20 protein-coding genes and 1 pseudogene are annotated in these 21,238 nt (G+C 71.8%); 8 read left to right on the top strand and 13 right to left on the bottom strand.

All coding sequences use genetic code 11. From position 1 onward, the window contains the following. Nucleotides 1–6: 6 nt before the first annotated feature. The 7 genes from ABD990_RS19775 to ABD990_RS19745 form a co-directional block, all read right to left on the bottom strand. Nucleotides 7–951, bottom strand: coding sequence for a DUF1028 domain-containing protein (locus tag ABD990_RS19775; protein ID WP_345382089.1), 945 nt, complete (start codon nt 949–951; stop codon nt 7–9). Beyond that, nucleotides 948–2,294: a dipeptidase gene (locus ABD990_RS19770; protein ID WP_345382208.1), complete on the bottom strand. Its 1,347-nt coding sequence runs from the start codon at nt 2,292–2,294 to the stop codon at nt 948–950. The genes ABD990_RS19775 and ABD990_RS19770 overlap by 4 nt, the downstream gene beginning before the upstream one ends. 659 nt (nt 2,295–2,953) lie before the next feature. Next, the gene (locus tag ABD990_RS19765; protein ID WP_345382088.1) at nt 2,954–3,733 is read right to left on the bottom strand and encodes a YeiH family protein; all 780 of its coding nucleotides are present in this window, start codon (nt 3,731–3,733) and stop codon (nt 2,954–2,956) included. Between the two features lie 366 nt (nt 3,734–4,099). Then, nucleotides 4,100–5,407: an MFS transporter gene (locus tag ABD990_RS19760; protein WP_345382087.1), complete on the bottom strand. Its 1,308-nt coding sequence runs from the start codon at nt 5,405–5,407 to the stop codon at nt 4,100–4,102. 168 nt (nt 5,408–5,575) lie between these two features. Then, a complete protein-coding gene (locus ABD990_RS19755; protein WP_345382085.1) occupies nt 5,576–6,628 on the bottom strand; it encodes a beta-keto acid cleavage family enzyme in 1,053 nt (350 codons plus the stop codon). A 26-nt stretch (nt 6,629–6,654) separates the two neighbouring features. Beyond that, on the bottom strand, nt 6,655–7,572 hold the full coding sequence (locus ABD990_RS19750; protein WP_345382084.1) for a TauD/TfdA dioxygenase family protein: 918 nt from the start codon (nt 7,570–7,572) through the stop codon (nt 6,655–6,657). A gap of 55 nt (nt 7,573–7,627) precedes the next feature. Continuing rightward, a complete protein-coding gene (locus ABD990_RS19745) occupies nt 7,628–8,617 on the bottom strand; it encodes a quinone oxidoreductase family protein (RefSeq protein ID WP_345382083.1) in 990 nt (329 codons plus the stop codon). 250 nt (nt 8,618–8,867) lie between these two features. Here ABD990_RS19745 and ABD990_RS19740 point away from each other — a divergent pair, with 250 nt between their 5' ends. From ABD990_RS19740 to ABD990_RS19730, 3 genes are all read left to right on the top strand, one after another. Then, nucleotides 8,868–9,926 carry an AraC family transcriptional regulator gene (locus tag ABD990_RS19740; protein WP_345382082.1) on the top strand — a complete coding sequence of 353 codons (1,059 nt, stop codon included), beginning with the start codon at nt 8,868–8,870 and terminating at the stop codon, nt 9,924–9,926. A gap of 754 nt (nt 9,927–10,680) precedes the next feature. Continuing rightward, nucleotides 10,681–11,535 carry a hypothetical protein gene (locus ABD990_RS19735; protein ID WP_345382080.1) on the top strand — a complete coding sequence of 285 codons (855 nt, stop codon included), beginning with the start codon at nt 10,681–10,683 and terminating at the stop codon, nt 11,533–11,535. 227 nt (nt 11,536–11,762) lie between these two features. Further along, nucleotides 11,763–12,947: a serine hydrolase domain-containing protein gene (locus ABD990_RS19730; RefSeq protein WP_345382079.1), complete on the top strand. Its 1,185-nt coding sequence runs from the start codon at nt 11,763–11,765 to the stop codon at nt 12,945–12,947. Nucleotides 12,948–13,247: 300 nt separating this feature from the next. Here ABD990_RS19730 and ABD990_RS19725 read toward each other — a convergent pair whose 3' ends face one another. Further along, on the bottom strand, nt 13,248–14,054 hold the full coding sequence (locus ABD990_RS19725) for a sugar phosphate isomerase/epimerase family protein (RefSeq protein ID WP_345382078.1): 807 nt from the start codon (nt 14,052–14,054) through the stop codon (nt 13,248–13,250). On the opposite strand from ABD990_RS19725, the gene ABD990_RS19720 reads away from it, so the two are divergent. The 3 genes and pseudogenes from ABD990_RS19720 to ABD990_RS19715 all read left to right on the top strand — a co-directional run bounded on the left by ABD990_RS19720 (nt 14,029) and on the right by ABD990_RS19715 (nt 15,496). After that, nucleotides 14,029–14,403 (top strand): type 1 periplasmic-binding domain-containing protein, encoded by a 375-nt coding sequence (locus tag ABD990_RS19720; protein ID WP_345382077.1) that lies wholly within the window; start codon nt 14,029–14,031, stop codon nt 14,401–14,403. The genes ABD990_RS19725 and ABD990_RS19720 overlap by 26 nt on opposite strands. After that, nucleotides 14,304–14,675, top strand: a pseudogene (locus ABD990_RS34450) (substrate-binding domain-containing protein). The gene ABD990_RS19720 and the pseudogene ABD990_RS34450 overlap by 100 nt, the downstream one beginning before the upstream one ends. Nucleotides 14,676–15,094: 419 nt before the next feature. Next, complete coding sequence (locus tag ABD990_RS19715) at nt 15,095–15,496, top strand: four-helix bundle copper-binding protein (protein WP_345382076.1); 402 nt, start codon at nt 15,095–15,097, stop codon at nt 15,494–15,496. A 79-nt stretch (nt 15,497–15,575) separates the two neighbouring features. On the opposite strand, the gene ABD990_RS19710 is transcribed toward ABD990_RS19715, so the two are convergent. Next, on the bottom strand, nt 15,576–16,202 hold the full coding sequence (locus tag ABD990_RS19710; RefSeq protein WP_345382075.1) for a TetR/AcrR family transcriptional regulator: 627 nt from the start codon (nt 16,200–16,202) through the stop codon (nt 15,576–15,578). 79 nt (nt 16,203–16,281) lie between these two features. Here ABD990_RS19710 and ABD990_RS19705 point away from each other — a divergent pair, with 79 nt between their 5' ends. Both ABD990_RS19705 and ABD990_RS19700 read left to right on the top strand, forming a co-directional pair. Then, a complete protein-coding gene (locus ABD990_RS19705; RefSeq protein ID WP_345382074.1) occupies nt 16,282–16,524 on the top strand; it encodes a hypothetical protein in 243 nt (80 codons plus the stop codon). Between the two features lie 47 nt (nt 16,525–16,571). Next, nucleotides 16,572–17,054 (top strand): hypothetical protein, encoded by a 483-nt coding sequence (locus ABD990_RS19700; protein ID WP_345382073.1) that lies wholly within the window; start codon nt 16,572–16,574, stop codon nt 17,052–17,054. A 109-nt stretch (nt 17,055–17,163) separates the two neighbouring features. Here ABD990_RS19700 and ABD990_RS19695 read toward each other — a convergent pair whose 3' ends face one another. The 4 genes from ABD990_RS19695 to ABD990_RS19680 all read right to left on the bottom strand — a co-directional run bounded on the left by ABD990_RS19695 (nt 17,164) and on the right by ABD990_RS19680 (nt 21,219). Then, nucleotides 17,164–19,509, bottom strand: a complete 2,346-nt coding sequence (locus ABD990_RS19695) for a heavy metal translocating P-type ATPase (protein ID WP_345382072.1) — start codon at nt 19,507–19,509, stop codon at nt 17,164–17,166. After that, on the bottom strand, nt 19,509–20,519 hold the full coding sequence (locus ABD990_RS19690; RefSeq protein ID WP_345382071.1) for a hypothetical protein: 1,011 nt from the start codon (nt 20,517–20,519) through the stop codon (nt 19,509–19,511). The genes ABD990_RS19695 and ABD990_RS19690 overlap by 1 nt, the downstream gene beginning before the upstream one ends. Before the next feature lie 56 nt (nt 20,520–20,575). Beyond that, the gene (locus ABD990_RS19685) at nt 20,576–20,785 is read right to left on the bottom strand and encodes a heavy-metal-associated domain-containing protein (protein WP_345382070.1); all 210 of its coding nucleotides are present in this window, start codon (nt 20,783–20,785) and stop codon (nt 20,576–20,578) included. A 152-nt stretch (nt 20,786–20,937) separates the two neighbouring features. Beyond that, nucleotides 20,938–21,219 carry a metal-sensitive transcriptional regulator gene (locus ABD990_RS19680; protein WP_345382069.1) on the bottom strand — a complete coding sequence of 94 codons (282 nt, stop codon included), beginning with the start codon at nt 21,217–21,219 and terminating at the stop codon, nt 20,938–20,940. Nucleotides 21,220–21,238: the final 19 nt, after the last annotated feature.

The raw sequence follows: 21,238 nt of genomic DNA, 5'->3' as shown, positions 1-21,238 counted from the left end.
TCGTGGTCACGTCCTTTCAGTGGAACGACAGGAATCACCGAACCGCCCGCGAGCGGCCGCGGTGTCCCCCGAGGAGGGCGATTCCGGGTGGCGGTAGCGCAGGCGGAGGTCGGCGAGGACCTCGAGGTCGAGCAGCTCGCCGCCGTTGATTCGGTTGTCGTAGTTCTCGCTCCCGAGGAAGAGTTCGAACCGTCGCCGAGCGGCGGCCTCCCAGCTGTCGTCGAGTACGCCGGTGTAGAAGCCCCGTCCCGCCATCAGGGTCTTCAGCTCGACAGCGAGCTCGGGACCGATCGGGACGAGCTTGTCCGGGTCGCTCGGGAAGTACGAGAGCCTGTGCAGCGCGTAGCACCGGACCAACTCGTCGATCGGCCGGGCGTGGTCGTAGATCGAGATGATGACGTGTCGGTCATCCAGTGATCCGTAGCCGCCGTCGCGCCTGACGACCAGAAGCGCGGCGGACTGTTGCCCGCGGATGTCGCCGCCCGCCCGCTCGCCCGACTCCAGGGCCGCGATGAGTCGTTCGGCCAGACAGCCGTGCGAGGCGTCGAACGTCGCAACCATCCGGTCGACGACGTCACCGCCGGCGAGGCCGTTGCCGAGGGCGACGCAGTGGCGACCGCTGGTGCTGCCTGCCCAGCCGTCCCAGGTGTGCAGCTCGGCGCCGGTGTGGCAGGCGACGGTGCCGTGCCTGTCGATCAGCGCGAACTGTCTCCTGCGTTCGTCGGGGTCGCCGCCGAGCAGGACGTCGAGGGCCTGGGCGGGAGTGGCGCCGCATCTGAGGAGGGTCAGTCCCACGGTGCCGTGCCGGGGATTCCCGAAAGCCTGGGTCGCGACCGCGCCGACGTCTGCTTCGCCGTACGGGACGAGGCCCCCGACGCCGGGGAACTTGGACTGGACGGCGACACCCAGATCGCCGTTGGCGGGGTCGAGACCGAGGATCGAGTAGGTCATCGTCGTTGCTTCGCGTCCGGGTAGTCCAGCAGGAACGACGCCTCCGCGAGTGCCATGTTGGCGATCTCCTCAGGGGCGACGCTCTCGTTGGGAGCGTGGATCCGGCAGGACGGCTCCTCGACCCCGATGAGCAGGATCTCCGCCTCGGGGTAGGTGGTCGCCAGGACGGCGCAGAGCGGGATCGAGCCGCCCTGGCCCAGCTGCGAGACGGGTACGCCGTAGACGGTGTGCAGGGCCTCGGCCATGGCTCGGTGGGCGGGCCCGTTCGTGGCCGCGCGGAAGGGGCGGCCGGTCGCCTCGATCTCCACCCTGACCTTGACCTGCCACGGTGCCACCTCGAGCAGGTGGCCGACGATGGCATGGCCGGCCTCCTCGGGTGCCACGCCGGGTGGCACGCGCAGGCTCAGGCGGGCCCGCGCCCGCGGCACGAGCGCGGCGGCGGAGCCGACGACCGGCGGGCAGTCGATCCCGAGTAGGGAGAGCGAGGGGCGGGCCCACAGCATGTCGGCGATGCTGCCGTCGCCGAGGACCGGCGTCCGTCTGCGCAGGCCGCCGTCGGCGCGGAACTGCGTCTCCGGGTAGGGCGCCCCCGACCAGACCTGGGTGTTGGGCAGGCCCCGCACGGTCGTGTTCCCCTGCTGGTCGTGCAGGGTCGCCAGCATCGCGACGAGGGCGGTGAGGGCGTCGGGGACCGCCCCGCCGAACACGCCGGCGTGCAACTCCGAGTCCAGCGCGTCCACGGTCACGACGAGGTCGACCACACCCCGCAGGCTCACCGTGACTGCGGGCGAGCCCACCGCCGCGTTCCCGGTGTCGGCCAGAATGATCGCGTCGGCGCGCAGCTGGTCCGCATGCTCGCGGACGAACGCCTCGAGCCCGCCGGTGCCCTGCTCCTCGGAGCCCTCGACGACCAGCTTCAGGTCGACGGGAACCTCGTCGCCGAGGGCCCGCAGCGCGGTGAGGTGCATGAGGATGTTTCCCTTGCAGTCGGCTGCTCCCCTCCCGTACCAGCGGCCGTCGACGTTCGTGAGCCGGAACGGCGGGGTGTGCCAGGATCCTTCGTCCAGTGGGGGCTGGACGTCGTAGTGCGCGTACAACAGCACCGTCGGTGCGCCCGTGACACCGCACGGCCGCGAGCCGACGACCGCGGCGCTGCCGTCCGATGTGTCCGCGAGTCGTAGATCGTCGAAGCCCACGCCCCGGAACGCGTCGGCCACCCAGTTCGCCGCCCGGGCGCACTCCTCCGGCGGGAACTGGCGCGGATCGGCGACCGACGGGATCGCCACGAGCTCGGCCAGCTCCGTAAGCGCCCGAGGCATCAGACCGGAGACACGGGCCCGCAGGGCCGTCTCCTCACGGTCTTGAGCAGCGCGGCCACCAGCTGCGCCATCACGGTCCGACCGGTCGGTCGAGGCGCGCGGTTGGCCCGCGGCGATGCCTCCGGTCATGTCGGTCCTCCTCCGGAAGCCGCCGGTGCGCCGAGCGGCGGCTCGAGGACACAGCGCCGCGTTCCGCCGGATCCCTCACCAGGTGCCTCGGCCGCCTCGGCCCAGGGTGGTCGCACCGCGAATGGGCCACCTCACCTGGCATGGGTGATCACCGTCCCGGCCGCAGGTGCCATCACCGGTCGTTCTCACACGGGCCCTCACGTCCACGTGTGCTGACCGGACCCGGTCGCGAGGGCCGCCTGGTCCCACGCCGGTGATCGCACAGGGCACGACTGCGAGTGCCGAGGCCACGCGAACGCAGGAGGACGGTGGTCACCGTCATCGGGCCGAGCGAGCAGCGCGATGAGCACCGCGCCGGCAATCAGGTCCGTCGGCAGCCACCCCGCCTGGAACGTCCGCAGCGTCGTGCGCTCGGGCATCAGCGACCTGACGCGGCCAGGACGCTCTGGCGGTCTGTTCCCGCGCCGACGGCTCGAAAGGCACGCCACTGCTCGGACCCCGGCCTGGGAGCCCGGTCCGAGCGATCACCGCACAGGCAGTCGCCGCCCGAGCAGCTACGGCCCGAGCAGGACGATCCCTGCCAGGGAGATGCCCGTAACGACCAACGTGGAGAGCGTCGCCACGACGAGGACGGGCCCGCTGCGGCGGAACAGCGCGGAGATCCGCACCCCGGCACCCATGCCGAAGAGCGCCGCACCCAGCGCCACTACCTGAACTTGTGAGATCACTTCGAGCGCGCCGGCGGGCACGACGCCGGTGCTGCGGAAGGCGACGCATGCGAGGAACCCGAGGACGAACAGCGGGACGAGCGGTGGCCGCTTGCCTGCGACCGACTGGTCGGGGTCGGCCATCCGGCGTCGGACGTTCACCGCTGCGACGACCGGTGCCAGGAGCAGCACCCGCGTCAGCTTGACGACGACGGCGACGGCGACGACGGCGGCACCCCCGGCACCGGCTGCGGCGACCACTTGGCCGACCTCCTGGATGCTGGCACCGGCCCAGATGCCGAACTGGGCATCGCTCAGCCCGAGCGGGTGCGCCAGCAGCGGCAGGAGCACCATGGCGACGGTGCCGAAGAGGGTCACCATCGCGACGCCGACGGCGACGTCCTCCTCGTCGGCTCCCGCGGCGTCCTGCATGGCCGCGATCGCCGAGGCGCCACAGATCGCGAAGCCCGTACCGAGCAGCAGGCTGCGCGCGGTACTGAGCCGCGCCCGCTGGCCCAGCCACAGTGTGACCAGCAGTGTGACCAGCAGCGTGACCAGGACGAGACCGATGGTCCCGAGCCCGAGACCCGCGATCGCTCCGAAGGAGACCGAGAACCCGAGGAGCACGACCCCATCCGCAGCAGGCGTTTCGTCAGCGGGCCGAGCGCTTCCCGGGCCGGTGCGGGCAGCAGCCCCGTGTTGCCGGCGACCATCCCCAGCCCGACGGCCCAGGTGAGGACGCCGACCGCGGGGACGACGTGGTGCGCGAGCACCGCTGCGGCGAGGCCCAGGGCGGCGGCAATCAGCCCGGCCCACAGCGTCGGGCGAGCCTTCTCGGCCATGAGCTCGGGATCGGCGCCGCCCGCCTCGCTGTGGTGGACGGGCTCGACGGCGGTCATGCGGGCCTCACCTGCGGCGCCTCCGCTCGCACGGTCCCGTTCGCCACCTCGACACGGCTGCGGTGGCCCGGGACCAGGACGACACCCGGTGCGGTCATCGGGTCTGCACCGAAGCCCTCGCCCGGGCGAGGCTGGCAGGGTAGGCCCTGCGCCCGATCAGCAGGGCGACCAGCGAGGCGAGCGCCACCAGCGGCATGATCCTCATGGCGTCGACCAGCCCGACGCGGTCGGCGAGGATGCCGACCACCAGCGGTCCGGCGGCGAGGCCGAGCAGGTTGTTCGCGAGGGTGAGGGTGCCGAGCGCGGTCGCCCGGATCGACTCGGCGGTCAGGTTGGAGACCATCGCGCCGGCCGGGCCGCTCGCGCCGGCCGCGAAGAAGACACCGACCGCCAGTAGCAGGAGCTGGACGCCGCCGGCGGGCAGGGAGAACCCGATGCCGAGCGAGACGAGCGACACGAGCGAGTACACGATCGCCGTCGTCCACTTGCGGACGGCGACCTGCCGGCTCAGCCGATCGGTGATCGTCCCGCAGACGATCATGCCGACGCCCATGAACAAGATGGCGATCGCCGCGACACCGGCCGCCTTGTCCGCGGGCAGGTCGTAGGCGCGGTTGAGGTAGCTCGGCAGCCAGGCGAACAGCGAGCCGGCGATGAACAGCTGGAATCCGCTGCCGAGGTAGGCGCAGATGACCGAGGGCGTGGCGAACAGGGTGCTCAGCCGGGCTCGCTGCGCCGTCGCCGGCCGGGGCTCGTCGGTGTCGGCATCATCGATCCGGTGCCGGTCCAGCTTCGCGTCGGTGACGAGCAGTCGGAAGAGCACCACCAGGGCGAGGCCGAGGATGGCCATCGCGGCGAACGCCCAGCGCCATCCGAGGTGGACGGCGAGGACGCCGCCGAGGGCCACCCCGATCACGGAGCCGAACGAGCCCCCGGCCATGAAGGCGCCGGTGAACGAGGCCCGCCGGTAGGCGGGGAACACGGCGAGGACGACGGCCAGACCGACGCTGCCGTAGGCGGCTTCACCGACTCCGATGAAGATGCGGGACAGCATGAGCTCGCCGTAGTTGGCCGACAGCGCCGACCCGAGGGTGGCCAGGCTCCAGATCCCCGCCATCAGGACGATGGACCGGGCCCGGCCCCACCGGTCGCCGAGCAGGGACAGCGGAACGGCCAGCACACCCACGGTCAGGGCCACCACGCTGGTGAGCGCCCCGAGCTGCGTGTCGGTGAGCGCCCACGCAGCCTTGAGGACGGGGAAGACGGCCGAGAGGACCTGCCGGGACATGTAGTCCGACAGGAGAAGTGCGAAGGTGAGGGCGAAGACCACCCAGGGGAAGACCCGGGCCCGGGTGGTGCGGTCCCGATCGTGGATCGGTCCCTCGGCGACCAGTGATGCCATGGCGACGCTCCTGTGCGACGGTGCGGCTGTCGATGTCCGGTGCCGTCCTGCACAGGAGGACCGGGAGGGGTCGACCTCGAACCGTCGTTCGCGGGTCGACACGGTAGCGCGGGAGGGCGGGAGGGCGGGCCGGGAGCCGGCCCGCATTCTGGGCGTACGGTCGTCGCTTCAGGCGTGATGGACGAAGCCGACCTGGCCCGGCCGGCGGTTCGGCGGGTAGCCGAGCTTCGCCAGGGCCTCGTCGGCGCTGTCGTAGTACTCGTCGAGCTTGTAGATCTCGCGCGCTTCCTTGCCGGTCGCCACGCCGCGGCCGAGCTCGGTCGCGATCCGGACCAGCTGCTCCACGCCGGCGGCCGAGGTGATCTTCTCGCCGAGCCGGCCCCAGAGGGTGTCCTCATTGCCGCAGCGGGTGTGCAGGCCGAGGGCGATCGCCATTGTGTTGATCGGCAGGACGTTGCGCATGATGCTCTCGAGGGTCAGCGAGGCGCCGTCCGGTACCCGGCGGATGAAGTCCATCATCGTGTACGGGTTCGGGCCGTCGAAGCCGCCGCCGATGGCCACCCAGGTGATGTTGAGCGGACCGGTGTACACGCCCCGCCGGACCAGCCGCTCGACCGTCTCCAGCTGCGCCGAGTGGGCCAGCTGGAAGTGCGGCTGGATCCCCCGGGCAACCAGGCGATCGAGGTGCTCCTCGACCCACGCAGGGTTCGCAGGTACATCCATGTTGCGGTAGGCCTCCCACAGCTCCGGGCGCTCGAACGAGGTGCCTCGGATGTCGTCGGCGGTCATCAGCTCCACGATGTTCATCTGCGACGTGTTGATCGCGATGGTCACCTGGTCGGGCTTCGGGTCCAGCTCGGCGAGCATGTGGCGGGTGTCGTCGGAGAGCCACTTGGCGTCGTCGCCGTCGCCCTCCGGGGCGAAGGAGATCGAGCCGCCGACCTGCAGGATCATCTCGGGTACGGCCTCACGCAGCCGGCGGAGCAGCTCGTTGAACTGCGACATCCGCTTGGAGCCCTTGCCGTCGAGCTCGCGCACGTGCACGTGCAGCACCGTGGCGCCGGCGTTCCAGCAGTCCACCGCCTGCTGGACGTGCTGGTCCATGGTCAGCGGGATGTCCTCGGGGAAGTCGGCGGGCTCCCACTCCGGCCCGTACGGGGCCGCGGTGATGACCAGCTTCTCCTGGTTCTCCGGGAACAGCGAGTCGTCGAGGAAGTACACGGCATTCTCCTATCGGTCGAGAGGGATCAGAAGGTGGGGGTTCCGACGATTCCCGCGCGCTCCATCTTGCGGACGGCGGGCCAGTAGTCCTGAACGGCGTAGTGCTGTGTGGAGCGGTTGTCCCAGAGCGCGAAACTGTTCTTCGTCCACCGCCAGCGGACCTGGTACTCGGGAACGGAGGCCTGTCGGACCAGATAGTTCAGCAGCTCGCTCGCACCCGGCGCGTAATCGTGTCCGAACCGTACGTTCTCGGGCGTGTGGAAATTGACGAAGTGCGTGGTGAAGGCGTTGACGAAGAGCACCTGCTCCCCGGTCTCGGGGTGCGTCCGCACCACGGGGTGCTCGGCGTCGGGGAAGCGCTCGTGCAAGGCGCGCCGCTGCTCGGCGGGCATCGCCGCACCGAAGCTCGCCTCGATGCTGTGCCGCGCCCGAAGGCCGGCGATCCGCTGCTTCACGTGCTCGGGCAACCGCCGGTATGCCTCGGCCATGTTCACCCAGATCGTGTCGCCGCCGACCGGGGGCGTCTCGACGCAGCGGAGCAGCGAGCCCATCGGCGGGGCCGTGCGCCACGTCGCGTCGCAGTGGAACGCGTTCTCGTAGTGCTCGGGCTTGCTGGCGAGGTCCTTGTAGATCCGGACCAGACCGGGGTGTTCCGGGTCGCTGCCGGCGACCGGGTGGTCTTCGAGGGGCCCGAACCGCTCGGCGAGCGCGACATGCTCGGCCCGAGAGATGTCCTGATCCCGGAAGAAGAGGACCTTGTACTGCAACAGCAGGTCCTTGATCTGGCTGAAGAGCGCGCGGTCCCGGGACACCCGGGCCAGGCTGACGCGGCGCAGTTCCGCGCCGATGGTCGCCGTCAGCGGGACGACCTCGATGGAGTCGGGGCCGACTCGGAACGACGGGACGCCTTCTCGCTCGGACGTGGAGGGCGCGACTGTGGGCATGGGTTTCTCCGGTTGGGGGTGGTGGTCACGGACGAGCAGTAGAGGTGGCGGCCGCTCAGGCGGCGGCCGAGTCCAGGCAGAAGACCGAGGAACCGACGCTGCAACCGGACTCGAGGTCCCGGTGCGCGGTCACCGCGTCCTCGAGGGCGTAGCGCTGATTGATCTCGACGGTGATGCGTCCGGACCCGACGTGGTCGAAGAGCTCACCCGCGAGCGCCGCGCGCTCCGCCGGATCGGCGATGTAGTCGGCCAGCGCCGGGCGGGTGACGAAGAGGGAGCCCTTGACCGCCAGCTGCATCGCGTCGATCGGCGGGATCGGGCCGGACGACGTGCCGAAGCAGACGAGCAGCCCGCGCCGGCTCAGCGAGTCCAGGGACGAGGGCACCGTGGTGCGGCCGATGCTGTCGAACACGACCGGTACACCCGCCCCGTCGGTGAGCTCGCGGACGCGCGCGGCGACGTCCTCGCGGCGGTAGACGATGGTGTGGGTGCATCCGTGCGCACGGGCGATCTCCGCCTTCTCGTCGGTGGAAACGGTGCCGATGACGGTGATCCCGAGCAGCGCGGCCCACTGGATGAAGAGCAGGCCGACCCCGCCAGCGGCGGCGTGCAGCAGGACGGTATCGCCCGTCCTCAGGTCCGCGACGCGGCGGAGCAGGTAGGCCGTCGTCAGTCCGCGCATGGTCATGGCAGCGGCGGTCTCGAACGGGATGGCGTCGGGCAGCCTGATCAGCGGCGCCGCGTCCATGACCCGCTCGGTGCTGTAGGCGCCCAGCGGGCTGCCGGTGTACGTGACGCGGTCACCCTCGGCGAAGCCGGTCACGCCGGGCCCGAGCGCCTCGATCACCCCGGCCGCCTCGACCCCCATGCCGGCGGGGAGGGCCGCGGGATACAGGCCGGTCCGGAAATAGGTGTCGGCGAAATTGAGACCGACGGCCACGTGCCGGATCCGGACCTCACCGGGACCGGGCTCTCCCACGTCGACGGATTCCCACCGCAGCACCTCGGGGGCGCCGACCTCGTGGAAGCGGACACCTTTCGCCATCGGGTCGTTCTCCATTCCTGATCGAGAGCTGTAATCGACTGCAACGCTGCATGGAAGAAGATGTGGAGGATGCTCTTGCAGCGGAATTCCTAGCGGCGCGTCGGGGTCTTTTCCGGCGTGGCGGCCCCGGGACTCCTCCTGGTTTCGCGCCCTGCGTGATGTGATAAATCGTGGCAGCGGCCGGCCCGGAACGCTGTACCGTCTCGGACACGTCCCTTGACTTGTTCGGACACGTCCAGGGGGTGATGCCATGCGTCCCTGCGTTCGCTCTGCCACGCTCGACGGATATCTGCAGCTCGCCCGCTCGCTCGGGCTCGACCCGGTCCGGCTCGCCGAGAGTGTGGGGCTGAACATCGCGGACCTGGCCGCCCCGGAGAAGTGGATCCCGGCGGCGGATGTCGCGCAGTTGCTGGAGCTCTCGGCCGCCCAGTCCGCCCACGAGGACTTCGGCGTCCTGCTCGCCGGCCTGCGTCGCCTGTCCACCCTGGGGCCGCTGAGCGTGGTGCTCCGCCAGGAACCCGACCTGCGCAGCGCGCTCCAGCTGTTGATCGGATACGAACGCAGCTACAACGAGGCTCTGCACCTACGCCTCGACGAGGCGAACAGCCTCGCCACCATGCGGCTGTGGCTCGAGTTCGCCGAGCCCGCGCCCACCCGGCAGTCCCTGGAACTGGCCACCGCGGCGCTGCTCGGCATCATCCGGGACCTGCTGGGCACGGAGTGGGCGCCGTTGTCCGTCTGCTTCTCGCACCCGAAGCCGGCCGCGCTCGACACCTATCGGAGCACGTTCGGAGCACGCCTTCAGTTCGACCACGCCTTCACCGGCCTGGTCTTCTTCGCCGAGCAGCTCGACGCCCCGAACGCGACGTCCGATCCTCTCCTGCAGCCGTACGCGCACCGGTTCCTGGAGTCGCTGCCCTCACCGCGGGGCGCGGTGGCGTCGGGGGTGTCGGACCAGGTCAGGCAGCTGGTGGAGATGCTGCTGCCGCTGGGCCGCTGCTCGACCCTCCAGGTGGCCCGCAGCCTCGGCGTGACCCAGCGGACCCTGCACCGGCACCTGGCGGCGGAGCAGGAGACCTTCTCCTCAATCGTCAACGCCACCCGCGCCGCGCTGGCCGAGCGTCATCTGGCGAACGACCGCAACTCGCTGACCGCCGTCTCCGAGCTGCTCGGGTTCACCGCACCGAGCGCCTTCTCCCGCTGGTTCCGTTCCCGATTCGGGGCAAGTCCCTCACAGTGGCGAGACGCTGCGCGTCGTCCGTCCGCGGTCACCACTGCGTCGGAGGGCAAGCGAGAGCTGCCCCGGTAACGGTTTGACGGCCAGGTTGACGGACCGCTCTACAGCAACCTACGGACCCGGGTCCCGGACTCACAGTCAGACGAGGCGACGGGTGCGAACGATCATAAGGCCGGGAGAACCCGCGACGAGCGCGATACTGGGCCGCTACGCCGTGGACCGGGAGCAGCAGTCGGCGTTTGCTGCGGGTGTGGCGGCCTGTCTGGGTTGGGTCCGTGGTGGCAGGGTTGCTCCTGTCAGGGAGCGGGATGAGTCGCCGGTGACGCGTGAGCTGGCGACGGCGGAGATGTGGGCGTGCGCGGCGGCGGCGACTCCCGGGATCCCTCCGCCTCCATTGGAGGAGATCTGTGCCGAGCTCGGTGTGCGGAACTGGCCGGTGTTGCCGGCCGGGGTGGGCTGGGCCGAGGGCGGTGAGGTGTGCTTGCGGTGGCTGCTCGGGCGCAGGACCGGCCGCCGTTGCCGATCCCGGAGCGCTTTGCTGACGGGTCCCTGCCGTCGCTGGGGGAGCTGATGGAGCGGGAGATCGAGCCAGGCCGTGGGCGTTCGAGGAGCCCGAGCGCCGACTGGAGCTGCGCCGGCGGGTTGAGGGCGAGGCTCGGCGCGGCCGGCAACCCGTGGACCTGATCGCCCGAACGAAGGCCTCGCTCGCCTCTGCTCAGCGCTCGTAAGCGGCTGCCTGCTCCGCGGCCATCTCCTGGGCCCGGTCCTGCTCGGCCCAGAGGGCGAGCTGTTGGGCGCGTGCCTGTTCGGAGGACTCGTCGGTTCCGTGGGCGAGGTCGAGCTGTTCGCGCCTGTGAATCTCGGCGAGGGCGTTCTGCGCGCGCCGGATCGCCTCGACGGTGCTGTCGCCGGTCCTGCTGCGCGAGGCCCGTGCGATCTGGGTGTCGACTGCAGGCTGTCACCAGTCGGGGAGGACGTCGAGTTCGGTGATCTCTCGGTGGCGGTCCTCGAGGAGTTGTTCGGCATGGTGGGCGTCGAGCCACTCCTGGGCGGTGACCTGGTCGGCCGGGCTGTCGAGGTCGACGCCGCGGGCGGCGAGTTCGCAGCGGGCACGGTCGGCGTTGACCCGGGTGACGGCGGTGGGGGCTTACCAGCTGGCGCGCGCGTCGTCGACGATCTCCAGCTCGGCGGCGCGCTCGGCCGCGTCACGGGCTTCGGCGGCCGCGGCCAGGAGCTGCTCGCGTTCGGTGGGGTCGCCAAGGGTTGCTGCCCGTGCGCTCCACAGTTCGGCGTCGGTGTGGTGGCGTTGGGCCTGTTCGTGGGCGGCGGCGAGGTCGTCGGCGACCCAGTCGGGGGCCCAGGTCTTCTCGCGGTCGTAGGCGGCCACGCGGACGCGGAGTTGGCCGTCGGTCATCTGTTGTTCGTCGGCGCCGCGGTCGGGGAGGTCGAGGGCGGTGTGCGGGGCGTGCCAGGCGGCGTGGTGTTCGGCGACGCCGGCCTGGGGCGACGGGCCGAGCGGGTCCTGGTCGTCGGTGTGGTCGGCGAGTTCGCAGCTGCAAGCAGCCGGCCCGCCCGTCCGCGAGGGCGCGCTTCGCGCGTACCGCCTCGAGCTGAGGCCGGCGGGGATGTGGTCGAGCCGGTTACGACGGTCGTCCGACGCCATGGGGTGCCATCGGGCTAACGAATCCGTCGTGGATCTCGACCCTGTCGTCGAGCCGGCATGTGGCCGCCTCGCCGAGGAGCTCGAAGATGATGATCGATGAGGCGAACCGCAGAGGCCCGTACCCCGGCACGCCCGGCAGACGGCGTGCCGCCCGAGTTCCGGCGCTGGTCGTCGGGGCCGTCCTGGCGGTCGTGGGGTGTTCGAGCCCGAGCCAGGGCGCGTCCACCGCCACGTCCGTGGCTCCGGTGCCGACTGCCGCGGCGAGCGACGGCGGGTCGGCTGCGGCCGGCGGCTCGGGGGCGTTGCGTCCGCTCGACCCGCGCGCGTTGGACGAGGTGGTGGCCAGGGTGGCGACGGAGCTGCGCCAGCCCGGAATGGTCGTGCTGATCAGGACACCGCAGGGCGAGTACGTCAACGCGCACGGAGTCACGGAGCGCAACGGCACCACACCGGTCGCCCTGGACACGCGGCTGCGGATCGGCTCCAACACCAAGACCTGGACGGGCACGGCCGTCCTGCAGATGGTGCAGGCGGGCAAGATCGCGCTCACTGATCCGGTGAGCAAGTACCTACCGGATGTCCCGGGTGGCGACACGATCACCATCGCACAGCTCGGGGACATGCGCAGTGGCCTCCACAACTACACGGAGACCCTGGAGCTCAACCGCGCCCTCGACGACGAGCCGCAGAAGGTGTGGACGACCGAGGAGCTGCTCGGGCTCGCCTTCGCACAGCCGCCGTACTTCCCGCCCGGGCAGGGCTGGCACTACTCCAACACCAACACCGTGTTGCTCGGCGAGATCGCCGAGCAGATCGACGGCAAGCCGCTGGGCCAGATCTTCCAGGACCGCTTCTTCACCCCGCTGGGCATGACCGGCACGTCCTACCCGGCCGCGACCGACACGGCGATCCCGGCGCCGTCGGCGCGCGGCTACCTCTACGGCACGAACGTCGAGACGATGGAGGACCCGTCGATCCCGGCGGACCAGCTGGCGCAGGTCGAGGCAGGCACACTCGCCCCGAGAGACGTGACGAACGACAACCCGTCCTGGACGGGGGCCGCTGGCCAGGGCATCTCCACCGCGACGGACCTGGCCATGTGGGTCGAGGCGATGGTCGACGGGAAGCTGCTCGACGCCGCGACCCAGCAGGCCCGGATGGACGGTGTGCTGCCCACCGGCAGAGGCACGAGCTACGGTTTCACGCTCGCGCAGATGGGGCCGCTGTACGGCCACACCGGCGAGCTGCCCGGGTTCAACTCGTTCATGGGTTACGACCCGGTGAACAAGGCGACCATCGTGGCCTGGGGGAACTCCGCGCCGTACGCCGACGGCCGCCCGCCCGCGGTCACGCTGGTGCAGGAGCTGGTCCCGCTCCTCTACAGTGCGGCGCCGCCCGCCGACGTTCCGGAAGGGGGACTGCCGGACTAGCCGGCGCCAGTCCGTCTCGTTCGTCCTCTCGCGACGGACTGCCGTCGCGCCCGAGCCGGCCGAACTCCGACTCCGACCCGGAGACGCCGGGGTTCTGCGCCACCCGAGCCGGGGCCGCGGAGGGCGATGGTCTCCGCGGCCCCGGCCGGCCATTCACCGTGCGGGTCTCGGGTGCGTCGGGCGGTCCGGTGCCGGATCACCCGTCCCGGCTCAGCGGGTGTTCTTGGCGGCCCTTCGAGCGCGAATCGGGCCCAGCGGCGGTCGGTCCGTTCGCCGCCGGGCCGGACGACGGGGTCGGGTTCAGAGCGCGCCGGCGGCGGCGTGCAGGTTCTTGGCGGCAATGGCGAGGCCCTCGGTCTGGGAGTAGGCGGCGTCCTCGTGCTCGATGTTGACGGCCATGTCCGGGGCGATCTCGGCGAGCGCGCGCAGGAGCTCGGTCCAGTAGGCGACGTCGTGGCCCTCGCCGACGGCGACGAACTTCCAGGCGGGGTTCTCCGGCCAGGCGTTGCACCAGAAGCCGTAGCCGGTGGGGACCTTGTTCTCCGCGTCGGCGGGGATGCGGGTGAAGGAGGTGTCGAGCACGCCGCGGATGTCGACGCCGGGCTGGATCGCGGCGTCCTTGGCGGCGGTGTGGAACGCCAGCGGACCGAGCCAGCGGGTGCAGGCGACGACGTCCATGCCCTGCCACATCAGGTGCGAGGGGTCCATCTCGGCGCCGACGTTCGTCGCGCCGATGTCGTCGACCAGCTTGCGCAGGGTGACGGGGGAGAAGACCAGGTTGTGCGGGTGCATCTCGATGGCGACCCGGACGCCGTTCTCCCGGGCCAGTGCGTCGATCTCGCTCCAGAACTCGCGGGCGACGCCCCACTGGTGGTCCAGGACGTCCATGTAGACGCCGTCCCACGGGTTGACGACCCAGGACGGGTACTTGGCGTCGGGGTCCGAGCCGGGCGTGCCGGACATGGTGACCACGTGCTTCACGCCGAGCGGGCCGGCGAGGCGGATGGTGCGGCGTAGGTCGTCGGCGTGCTTGGGGCCCACGCCCGGCAGCGGGTTGAGCGGGTTGCCGTGTGCCGCGCTGGTGCTGGTCAGCCCCGAGATGGGCAACCACGACCTCGCCGCGATCAGTCGGAGGGTCCCGACGGTGCTGGTGGGATCGGAGCTGCACGCCGAGTCCGTCGACTCCGTGCGCGCCGACGACCGCCGCGGCATCGCGCTCGCCGTCGAGCACCTCGTCGCGGCGGGGCACCGCGACATCCACTACGTCGACGGCGGCCGCGCGATCATGAGCGACACCCGCCGGGAGGGCTACCTCGAGGCGATGGCGGCCACGGGCTCACCGCGCATGCCCGGGTCCTGCAGGGGCACGCCGACGAGGAGTCCGGTGTCGCCACGGCCACCGACCTGCTGGCCGCCGCCGAACGGCCGACGGCGGTCCTGGCGCACAACGACATGACCGCCTTCGGCCTCCTGCTGACCCTGCGGATGCGCGGCGTCGACGTCCCGGGCGAGCTCTCGGTCGTCGGCTAAGACGACACCCGGCTCGCCTCGCTGCGCAACGTCGAGCTCACCTCGGTCAGCCAGGACCCGGCCGCCCTTGCCGCGGTGGCCGTCCGCTGCGCGATCGCCCGGGCCGAGGGGCGGGAGGCGCCGGCGGGGGACTACGTGACCCCGCCGAGGCTCGTCACGCGCGGGAGTTCGGGAGCTGCGCCCGTGCCGTGCCACTGACGCCGGACGAGCGAAGGTTGGGTCCCGGATGGTGCCCGGCTTCGTGAGCGCCGGCGTTCGTGTCGGTGGCCGGACGCAGCCGCACAGGCCGTGACCCATGTGTTCGGGGAGTTCGTCTTGGGCTGATGCGTCTCGCACTCCCTACTGTCGTCGCCATGCCGGACGAGGAGGTTCGCTGATGCATCCGCTGCTGGGCGACAACTCCCTCGAACTGGGGTCGTTCTGCACGACCGGGCGTGGTGCCTCCCAGCAGTACGGGGTGATCACCAGCGCGGCGTCCGCACCTGCGTCCCGCGTCCGAACCGCACGCGGGAGAAGGCGGCCGCGGTGCGCAATGCACCCGCCACAGCGCAGCGAATGCCCGCTTTCGGCCGGGGTACCTCGCACGGGCACACCCGTTGACAAGGAGGAGGCCGTCGATGCCTGTTCGCGAGATGATCGAGTCCTACCCGGCCGAGATCAACAACGACCGCGGCGTCATCGCCGCCGCCGTGGAAGCGCTGATCGACTGTGCGCAGGCGTGCACCGCCTGCGCTGATGCCTGCTTGTCCGAGGAGAGCGTCGACCAGCTGCGCAAGTGCATCCGTACCGACCTGGACTGCGCCGACATCTGTGAGACGACCGCCCGCGTGCTGTCCCGGCACACGGGCTACGACGCCAACATCACCCGAGCCCAGGTCCAGGCATGCGTTCAGGCATGCACCGCCTGCGGCGACGAGTGTGAGCGGCACGCCGAGATGCACGAACACTGCAAGATCTGCGCTCAGGCTTGTCGGCGCTGCTCCGAGGCGTGCCAAGCTCTGCTCGACAAGATCGGCTGACGGATCGGGTCCGATCGGCGGCCCCGAGCGAGCCGTGCCATCGCCCCGGTGGGGCATGCGCGGAGCAGGAGACCGTCGATCAGTCGGCGACCGGCTGCAGTGCGACGATCACGACGTCCAGCAGCCGGTCGAGCGCGGCCGGGTCGGTGAGGCGGCGGGCCGCGCTCATGGCGGACAGGCAGTAGACGGCCAGCTCGTCGGGCGGTACGTCGGTGCGCACCGCGCCGAGGGTCCGGCAGTGGTGCAGGTGCTCCGCGAGCAGCTCGATGAGCCGCTGCTCGGCAACTCGCACGTGGTCGCTCCGGTGCAGGCGGGAGACCAACTCCTCGCCGAGCCCGGGGTCGCCGTGCGCGATCTGGTGCGCGTAGGCCCGCAGGGCCGAGCGCAGCGACGCGATCCCGCCGGCGTCGGCCGGAGCATCGGTCACGGCACCCGGCCGAGCAGCGTCGACGGTCGGTCGCAGTGCCTGTTCGACGTGGTCGACGTGAGCGCCGACGATCCGTTCGTGCCAGGCGAGCAGCAGTGCCTCGCTGTCGGGGAAGTACTTGTAGAGCGTTGCGCGGCCGATCCCACTGCGGGCGGCCACCGCGGACATCGTCACCGCGGCCGGCCCGCTCTCGGCGACGAGCTCCGCCACGGCCGTGAAGATCGCCTCACGCACCGCCTTCTTGTGCGCGTCCAGCGTGTCGGTCCACAACCGCGGCACCCAGCCAACTTACAGAACGACGACAGGTGGACACAGTGTCCTGAGCAAGACACACTGTCTCTCTCGATGAGGAGGGCTGATGGCGCGCTTGGTGGGGGTGCCTCGGTGGATCAGGGTGCTGGTCCTCGTCGCGGCGGTGCTGGTGCTCCTCGCCGTGCTGGCGATGGTGACCGGCGTCGGTGGTGAGCACGGCCCGGGCCGACACGTCGGGCAGCCGATCGGGGCGTCCGCGATCGGGACGGTGTTCCTTGCCGACCTGGCGGTATCGAGTGCTGCCTCGAGGAGCGAAGTGCTGACCGCACCGGGGTGGGGTGTGAGGTGACGCGCGCAGCTCGAGCGGGTAAGGGCCGGCACGTACGCCGCTTCGCCTTGACCGTCCACCTGGTGTGCTCGCTCGGTTGGGTCGGGGCGGTCGCGGCGTTCCTGGCCCTCGCAGGGGGCGCGGCGGTGAGCGAGGGCGGGTTGCGCTCGGCGATGCTTGTCGCGGCCATGGTGGTCACGCAGACCGTGATCCTTCCCCTGGCGTTGGCGTCGTTGGTCTCCGGAGTGGTGTCGTCGCTGGTCGGCCCATGGGGATTGTGGCGGCACTACTGGGTGGTCACGAAGCTGGTGCTGACCGTCGTGGCGACCGGGGTGCTGCTGTTGCAGGTCCGACCCATCACGGCACTCGGCACCGCACACGCACACGCACTGTCGTCCCCGGCAGGGCAGACACTCGCGGCCGGGGGGCACGCGGGGCTGGCATCGCTGCTGCTCCACGGCGGTGGAGGCGTGCTGGTACTGATCGGGATCACGATCCTGGGAATCTGGAAGCCACGGGGCGAGATTCGCCGTCGGCCTGCGACGGGGTGAGTCCCACGTCCGCGGGGATGCTCGGGGGCCGGCCGTCCTGGCACCGCGCCGAAGGCCGGCTCGTCCCGGGGTCCGGGACGAGCCGGCCGGCGAGGCCCGGAAAGGCGGTCTACCTCGCCGTCGGGGTGAACCTGCGCAGCCTCAGGCTGTTGCCCACCACGAACACCGAGCTGAACGCCATGGCGGCGCCGGCCAGCATCGGGTTGAGCAGGCCGAGGGCGGCCAGCGGCAGGGCGGCCACGTTGTAGGCGAAGGCCCAGAACAGGTTGCCCTTGATGGTGCCCAGGGTGCGCCGCGACAGCCGGATCGCGTCGGCCACCGTGCGCAGGTCGCCGCGTACCAGGGTGATGTCGGCGGCCTCGATGGCGACGTCGGTGCCGGTGCCCATGGCCAGGCCGAGGTCGGCCCGGGCGAGGGCGGCGGCGTCGTTGACCCCGTCCCCGACCATGGCGACGACCCGGCCGCGGGCCTGCAGGTCCTCGATCACGGCGAGCTTGTCGGCCGGGAGCACCTCGGCGATCACCGTGTCCGGGCCGGGGTCGATGCCGACCTCGCGGGCGACGGCCTCGGCGGCGGCCCGGTTGTCCCCCGTGAGCAGGACCGGGGTGAGCCCGAGCCCGCGCAGCCGGGCGATCGCCTCCGCGGAGGTCGGCTTCACCGCGTCGGCCACCACCAGCACCGCCCGCGGCGTGCCGTCCCAGGCGACCGCGATCGCGGTCCGGCCCCGGGCGGCCTCGGTCCGGACGGTCTCGGCGAGGTCGCCGGTCAGGGGCTGGCTCCAGTCCTGCAGCAGCCGCGGGCGCCCGACGAGCACGGCGTGCCCGTCGACCACGCCCTGCACGCCCAGGCCCTCGTGGTTGGCGAACCCGGTCACCGCCGGCAGGGTGCCGAGCCGCTCCCGGGCGGCCCGGGCGACGGCCGCGGCGACGGGGTGCTCGGAGGCGTCCTCCAGCGCCCCGGCCAGCCGCAGCACCTCCCGCTCGTCGACGCCCTCGGCGGTGTGCACGCCGACGAGGCTCATCCGGCCGGTGGTGACGGTGCCGGTCTTGTCCAGGACCACGGTGTCGACCCGGCGGGTGGACTCGAGGACCTCCGGGCCCTTGATCAGGATGCCGAGCTGGGCGCCGCGGCCGGTGCCGACCAGCAGCGCGGTCGGGGTGGCCAGCCCGAGCGCGCACGGGCAGGCGATGATCAGGACCGCGACCGCGGCGGTGAACGCGGCCGCCGCACCGGACCCCGTGCCCAGCCAGAACGCGAGCGTGACGGCGGCCAGGGCGATCACGACCGGCACGAACACCCCGGAGATCCGGTCGGCCAGCCGCTGGACGGCGGCCTTGCCGGTCTGGGCGTCCTCGACCAGCCTGGCCATCTGCGCGAGCTGGGTGTCCGAGCCGATCCGGCGAGCCCGGACGACGAGCCGGCCGCCGGCGTTGACGGTGGCCCCGACGACCTCGTCGCCGACGCCGACCTCGACCGGTACGGACTCGCCGGTGAGCATCGACGCGTCGATCGCGGAGCCGCCCTCGACCACGGTGCCGTCGGTGGCGATCTTCTCGCCGGGGCGGACCACGAACCGGTCCCCGACGGCGAGATCGGTGATCGGGATCCGCACCTCGGTCGTGCCGCCGGGGCTCGCCCGCAGCACCGCCACGTCCTTCGCGCCGAGCTCGAGCAGGGCGCGCAGGGCCGCACCGGCGCGGCGCTTGGAACGGGCCTCGAAGTAGCGCCCGGCCAGGATGAACGTGGTCACCCCGGCGGCGACCTCGAGATAGAGGTTGCCGGCACCGTCGGACGGGCTGATCGTCAGCTCGAACGGGTGCGTCATGCCCGGGACGCCGGCGGTGCCGAACAGCAACGCGTAGAGCGACCACGCGAAGGCGGCGAGCGTGCCCAGCGAGATCAGCGTGTCCATCGTCGCGGCGCCGTGGCGCAGGTTCGCCCACGTCGCCCGGTGGAACGGCCACGCCGCCCACACGACCACCGGGGCGGCCAGCGTCAGGGAGATCCACTGCCAGTAGGTGAACTGCCACGCGGGGACCATCGCCAGGGCGACGACCGGCACCGACAGGACGATCGAGGTCAGCAGTCGCTGCCGGGCGTCGCGCAGCTCGTGCGGCTCCGGCTCGGCGTCGTCGCGGCGCTCGTCCGGTCCCGGCGGGGTGCCGGGGCGGACCGTGGGCGGCTCGGGCAGGCGGGCGTGATAACCCGCGGCCTCGACGGTCGCGACGAGCTCGTCGGTGTGGATTCCGCCGGGGGCACTGACCTTGGCCTTCTCCGTGGCGTAGTTGACCGTGGCGCTGACGCCGTCGAGCTTGTTGAGCTTGCGCTCGATGCGGTTGGCGCACGACGCGCAGGTCATCCCGCTGATCGCGAGCTCGACCTCGGTCACCGTGGCGGGGCCGGCGGGGTCCGTGGCGTTGCCGGTTGGTGCTGAGGTGTGGCTGGTGGTGGACATCAATGCCCCCCTCCTGCGCCCGCGGAGTGGGCGTCGTCGTGCGGGGTGGTACCCGCCGCGCCGGCGGGCTGCGCCGCCGGGGCCGGCTCGGATGTCGCGCCCGATGATCCCGCGGGCAGGGTGAACTCGGCGGTGCGCACGGTCCCGGCATGCTGGAAGTCGAGGAACAGCCGGTAGGTCCCGGCCGTGGGCACCTCGGCGAAGAACCGGATCTGCGGGCCGGGTGGGGTGCGGCCGTCGCCGGGGCTGCCGTCGGGGTGCACGTGCAGATACGCGAGATCGGTCGACCGCAGCGCGACGAGGTGCCCGTAGGCGCCCAGGTAGGGCTGGAGGTCGCCGACCGGCACGCCGTCGCGGGTGACCGTGAGCGTCAGCGGTGAGGACCGGCCCGGGGTCAGCTCGCCGTCGAGGCGGACCTGGTAGCCGTCGACCTCGGCGATCCTGCTGGTGGGGTGCTCGACCGGGGCGTAGGTGCCGCCCACGGACAGGTCGACGCCGAGGGTGGTCGCCGGCCCGCCGGTCGGCGTGAAGTCGGCGAAGGCGCGGTAGACACCGCCCTCGGGCAGTTGCAGCCGTGTCCGCCAGGTGCCGTCGGGATCCATGGTCGGGTGCAGGTGCTGGAAGGCCGTGGTGTCGCGGCGCACGACGATCAGGTGCAGTCGCTTGGTGTGCTCCTCGTCGAACGCGGTGACCGGCGCCCCGTCGGGGCCGGTGACGCGGAAGGCGAGGTCGGTGGTCCCGGCGGTGAGCGTCGAGGCGGTGGGCGTGAGGGTGTAGCCGCCCCTGCTCGACGCCAGCCCGGCGGGCTGGTCTGCGGTCTCCGGGACGGCGCCGCCGTGGGTGTCCCCGTGCCCGGCGTTCCCGCCGCCGGACGGGCCCGCATGCCCGGCCGTCTGCGCGGCGGGGGCGGGGCTGGTGAGGGGACCGACAGCGGATCCGGTCGCGTACGCCCCGACGGTGAGCAGGGCGACCGCCGCGCCGTAGGCGGAGAGCTTCGCAAGAGTGTTCATGATCGGGTTCCCTTGCCTAGTGGCCCGCCGCGCGGCGCTCGCGCGACGGGCCGGGATCAGGCGGCGACGAGCTGGTAGCCGGCCTCTTCGACAGCGGTGCGGATGTCCGCGTCGTCGACCGGGGTCTCGCTGGTGACGGTGACCGCGCCGGTGGGCAGGTCGACGGCGACCTCGCGGACGCCGCGGATCTCACCGATCTCCTCGCGCACCGAGCTGACGCAGTGCTCGCAGGTCATCCCGGTGACGGTGTAGGTGCTGCTGGTCATCACACGTGCCTTTCTTCTCCTGCTGGTCCGCCCCGGGTGGTGCGGACACGACGAACCGAGCAGCCGGCGAGGTGCCGGTGCTGGGCCTGTACGGGTGAGCCGTAGGGGCGCCGGGGAGGGTGGGAGCGACATGGCCGGCGCTCCCACCCCGGTCAGGACTTGACCAGGCGAGCGATCGCGGCGCTGGCCTCGGCGACCTTCTGGTCGGCGACCTGTCCGCCCTCGGCGACCGCGTCGGTGACGCAGTGCTTGAGGTGCTCGTCGAGGAGGTTCAGCGCGACGGCCTCCAGGGCCTTGTTGACCGCGGCCACCTGGGTGAGCACGTCGATGCAGTACTTGTCCGACTCGATCATCCTCGTGATGCCGCGGACCTGGCCCTCGATCCGGCGCATCCGCTTGAGGTGGCTGTCCTTGGTGTCCGCGTACCCGTTCACGGCGACTCCTTCCGGTCCG

The organism is Pseudonocardia yuanmonensis, assembly GCF_039542425.1.
Classification (GTDB): Bacteria; Actinomycetota; Actinomycetes; order Mycobacteriales; family Pseudonocardiaceae; genus Pseudonocardia; species Pseudonocardia yuanmonensis.
This window is presented reverse-complemented; position numbering and strand designations above follow the sequence as displayed.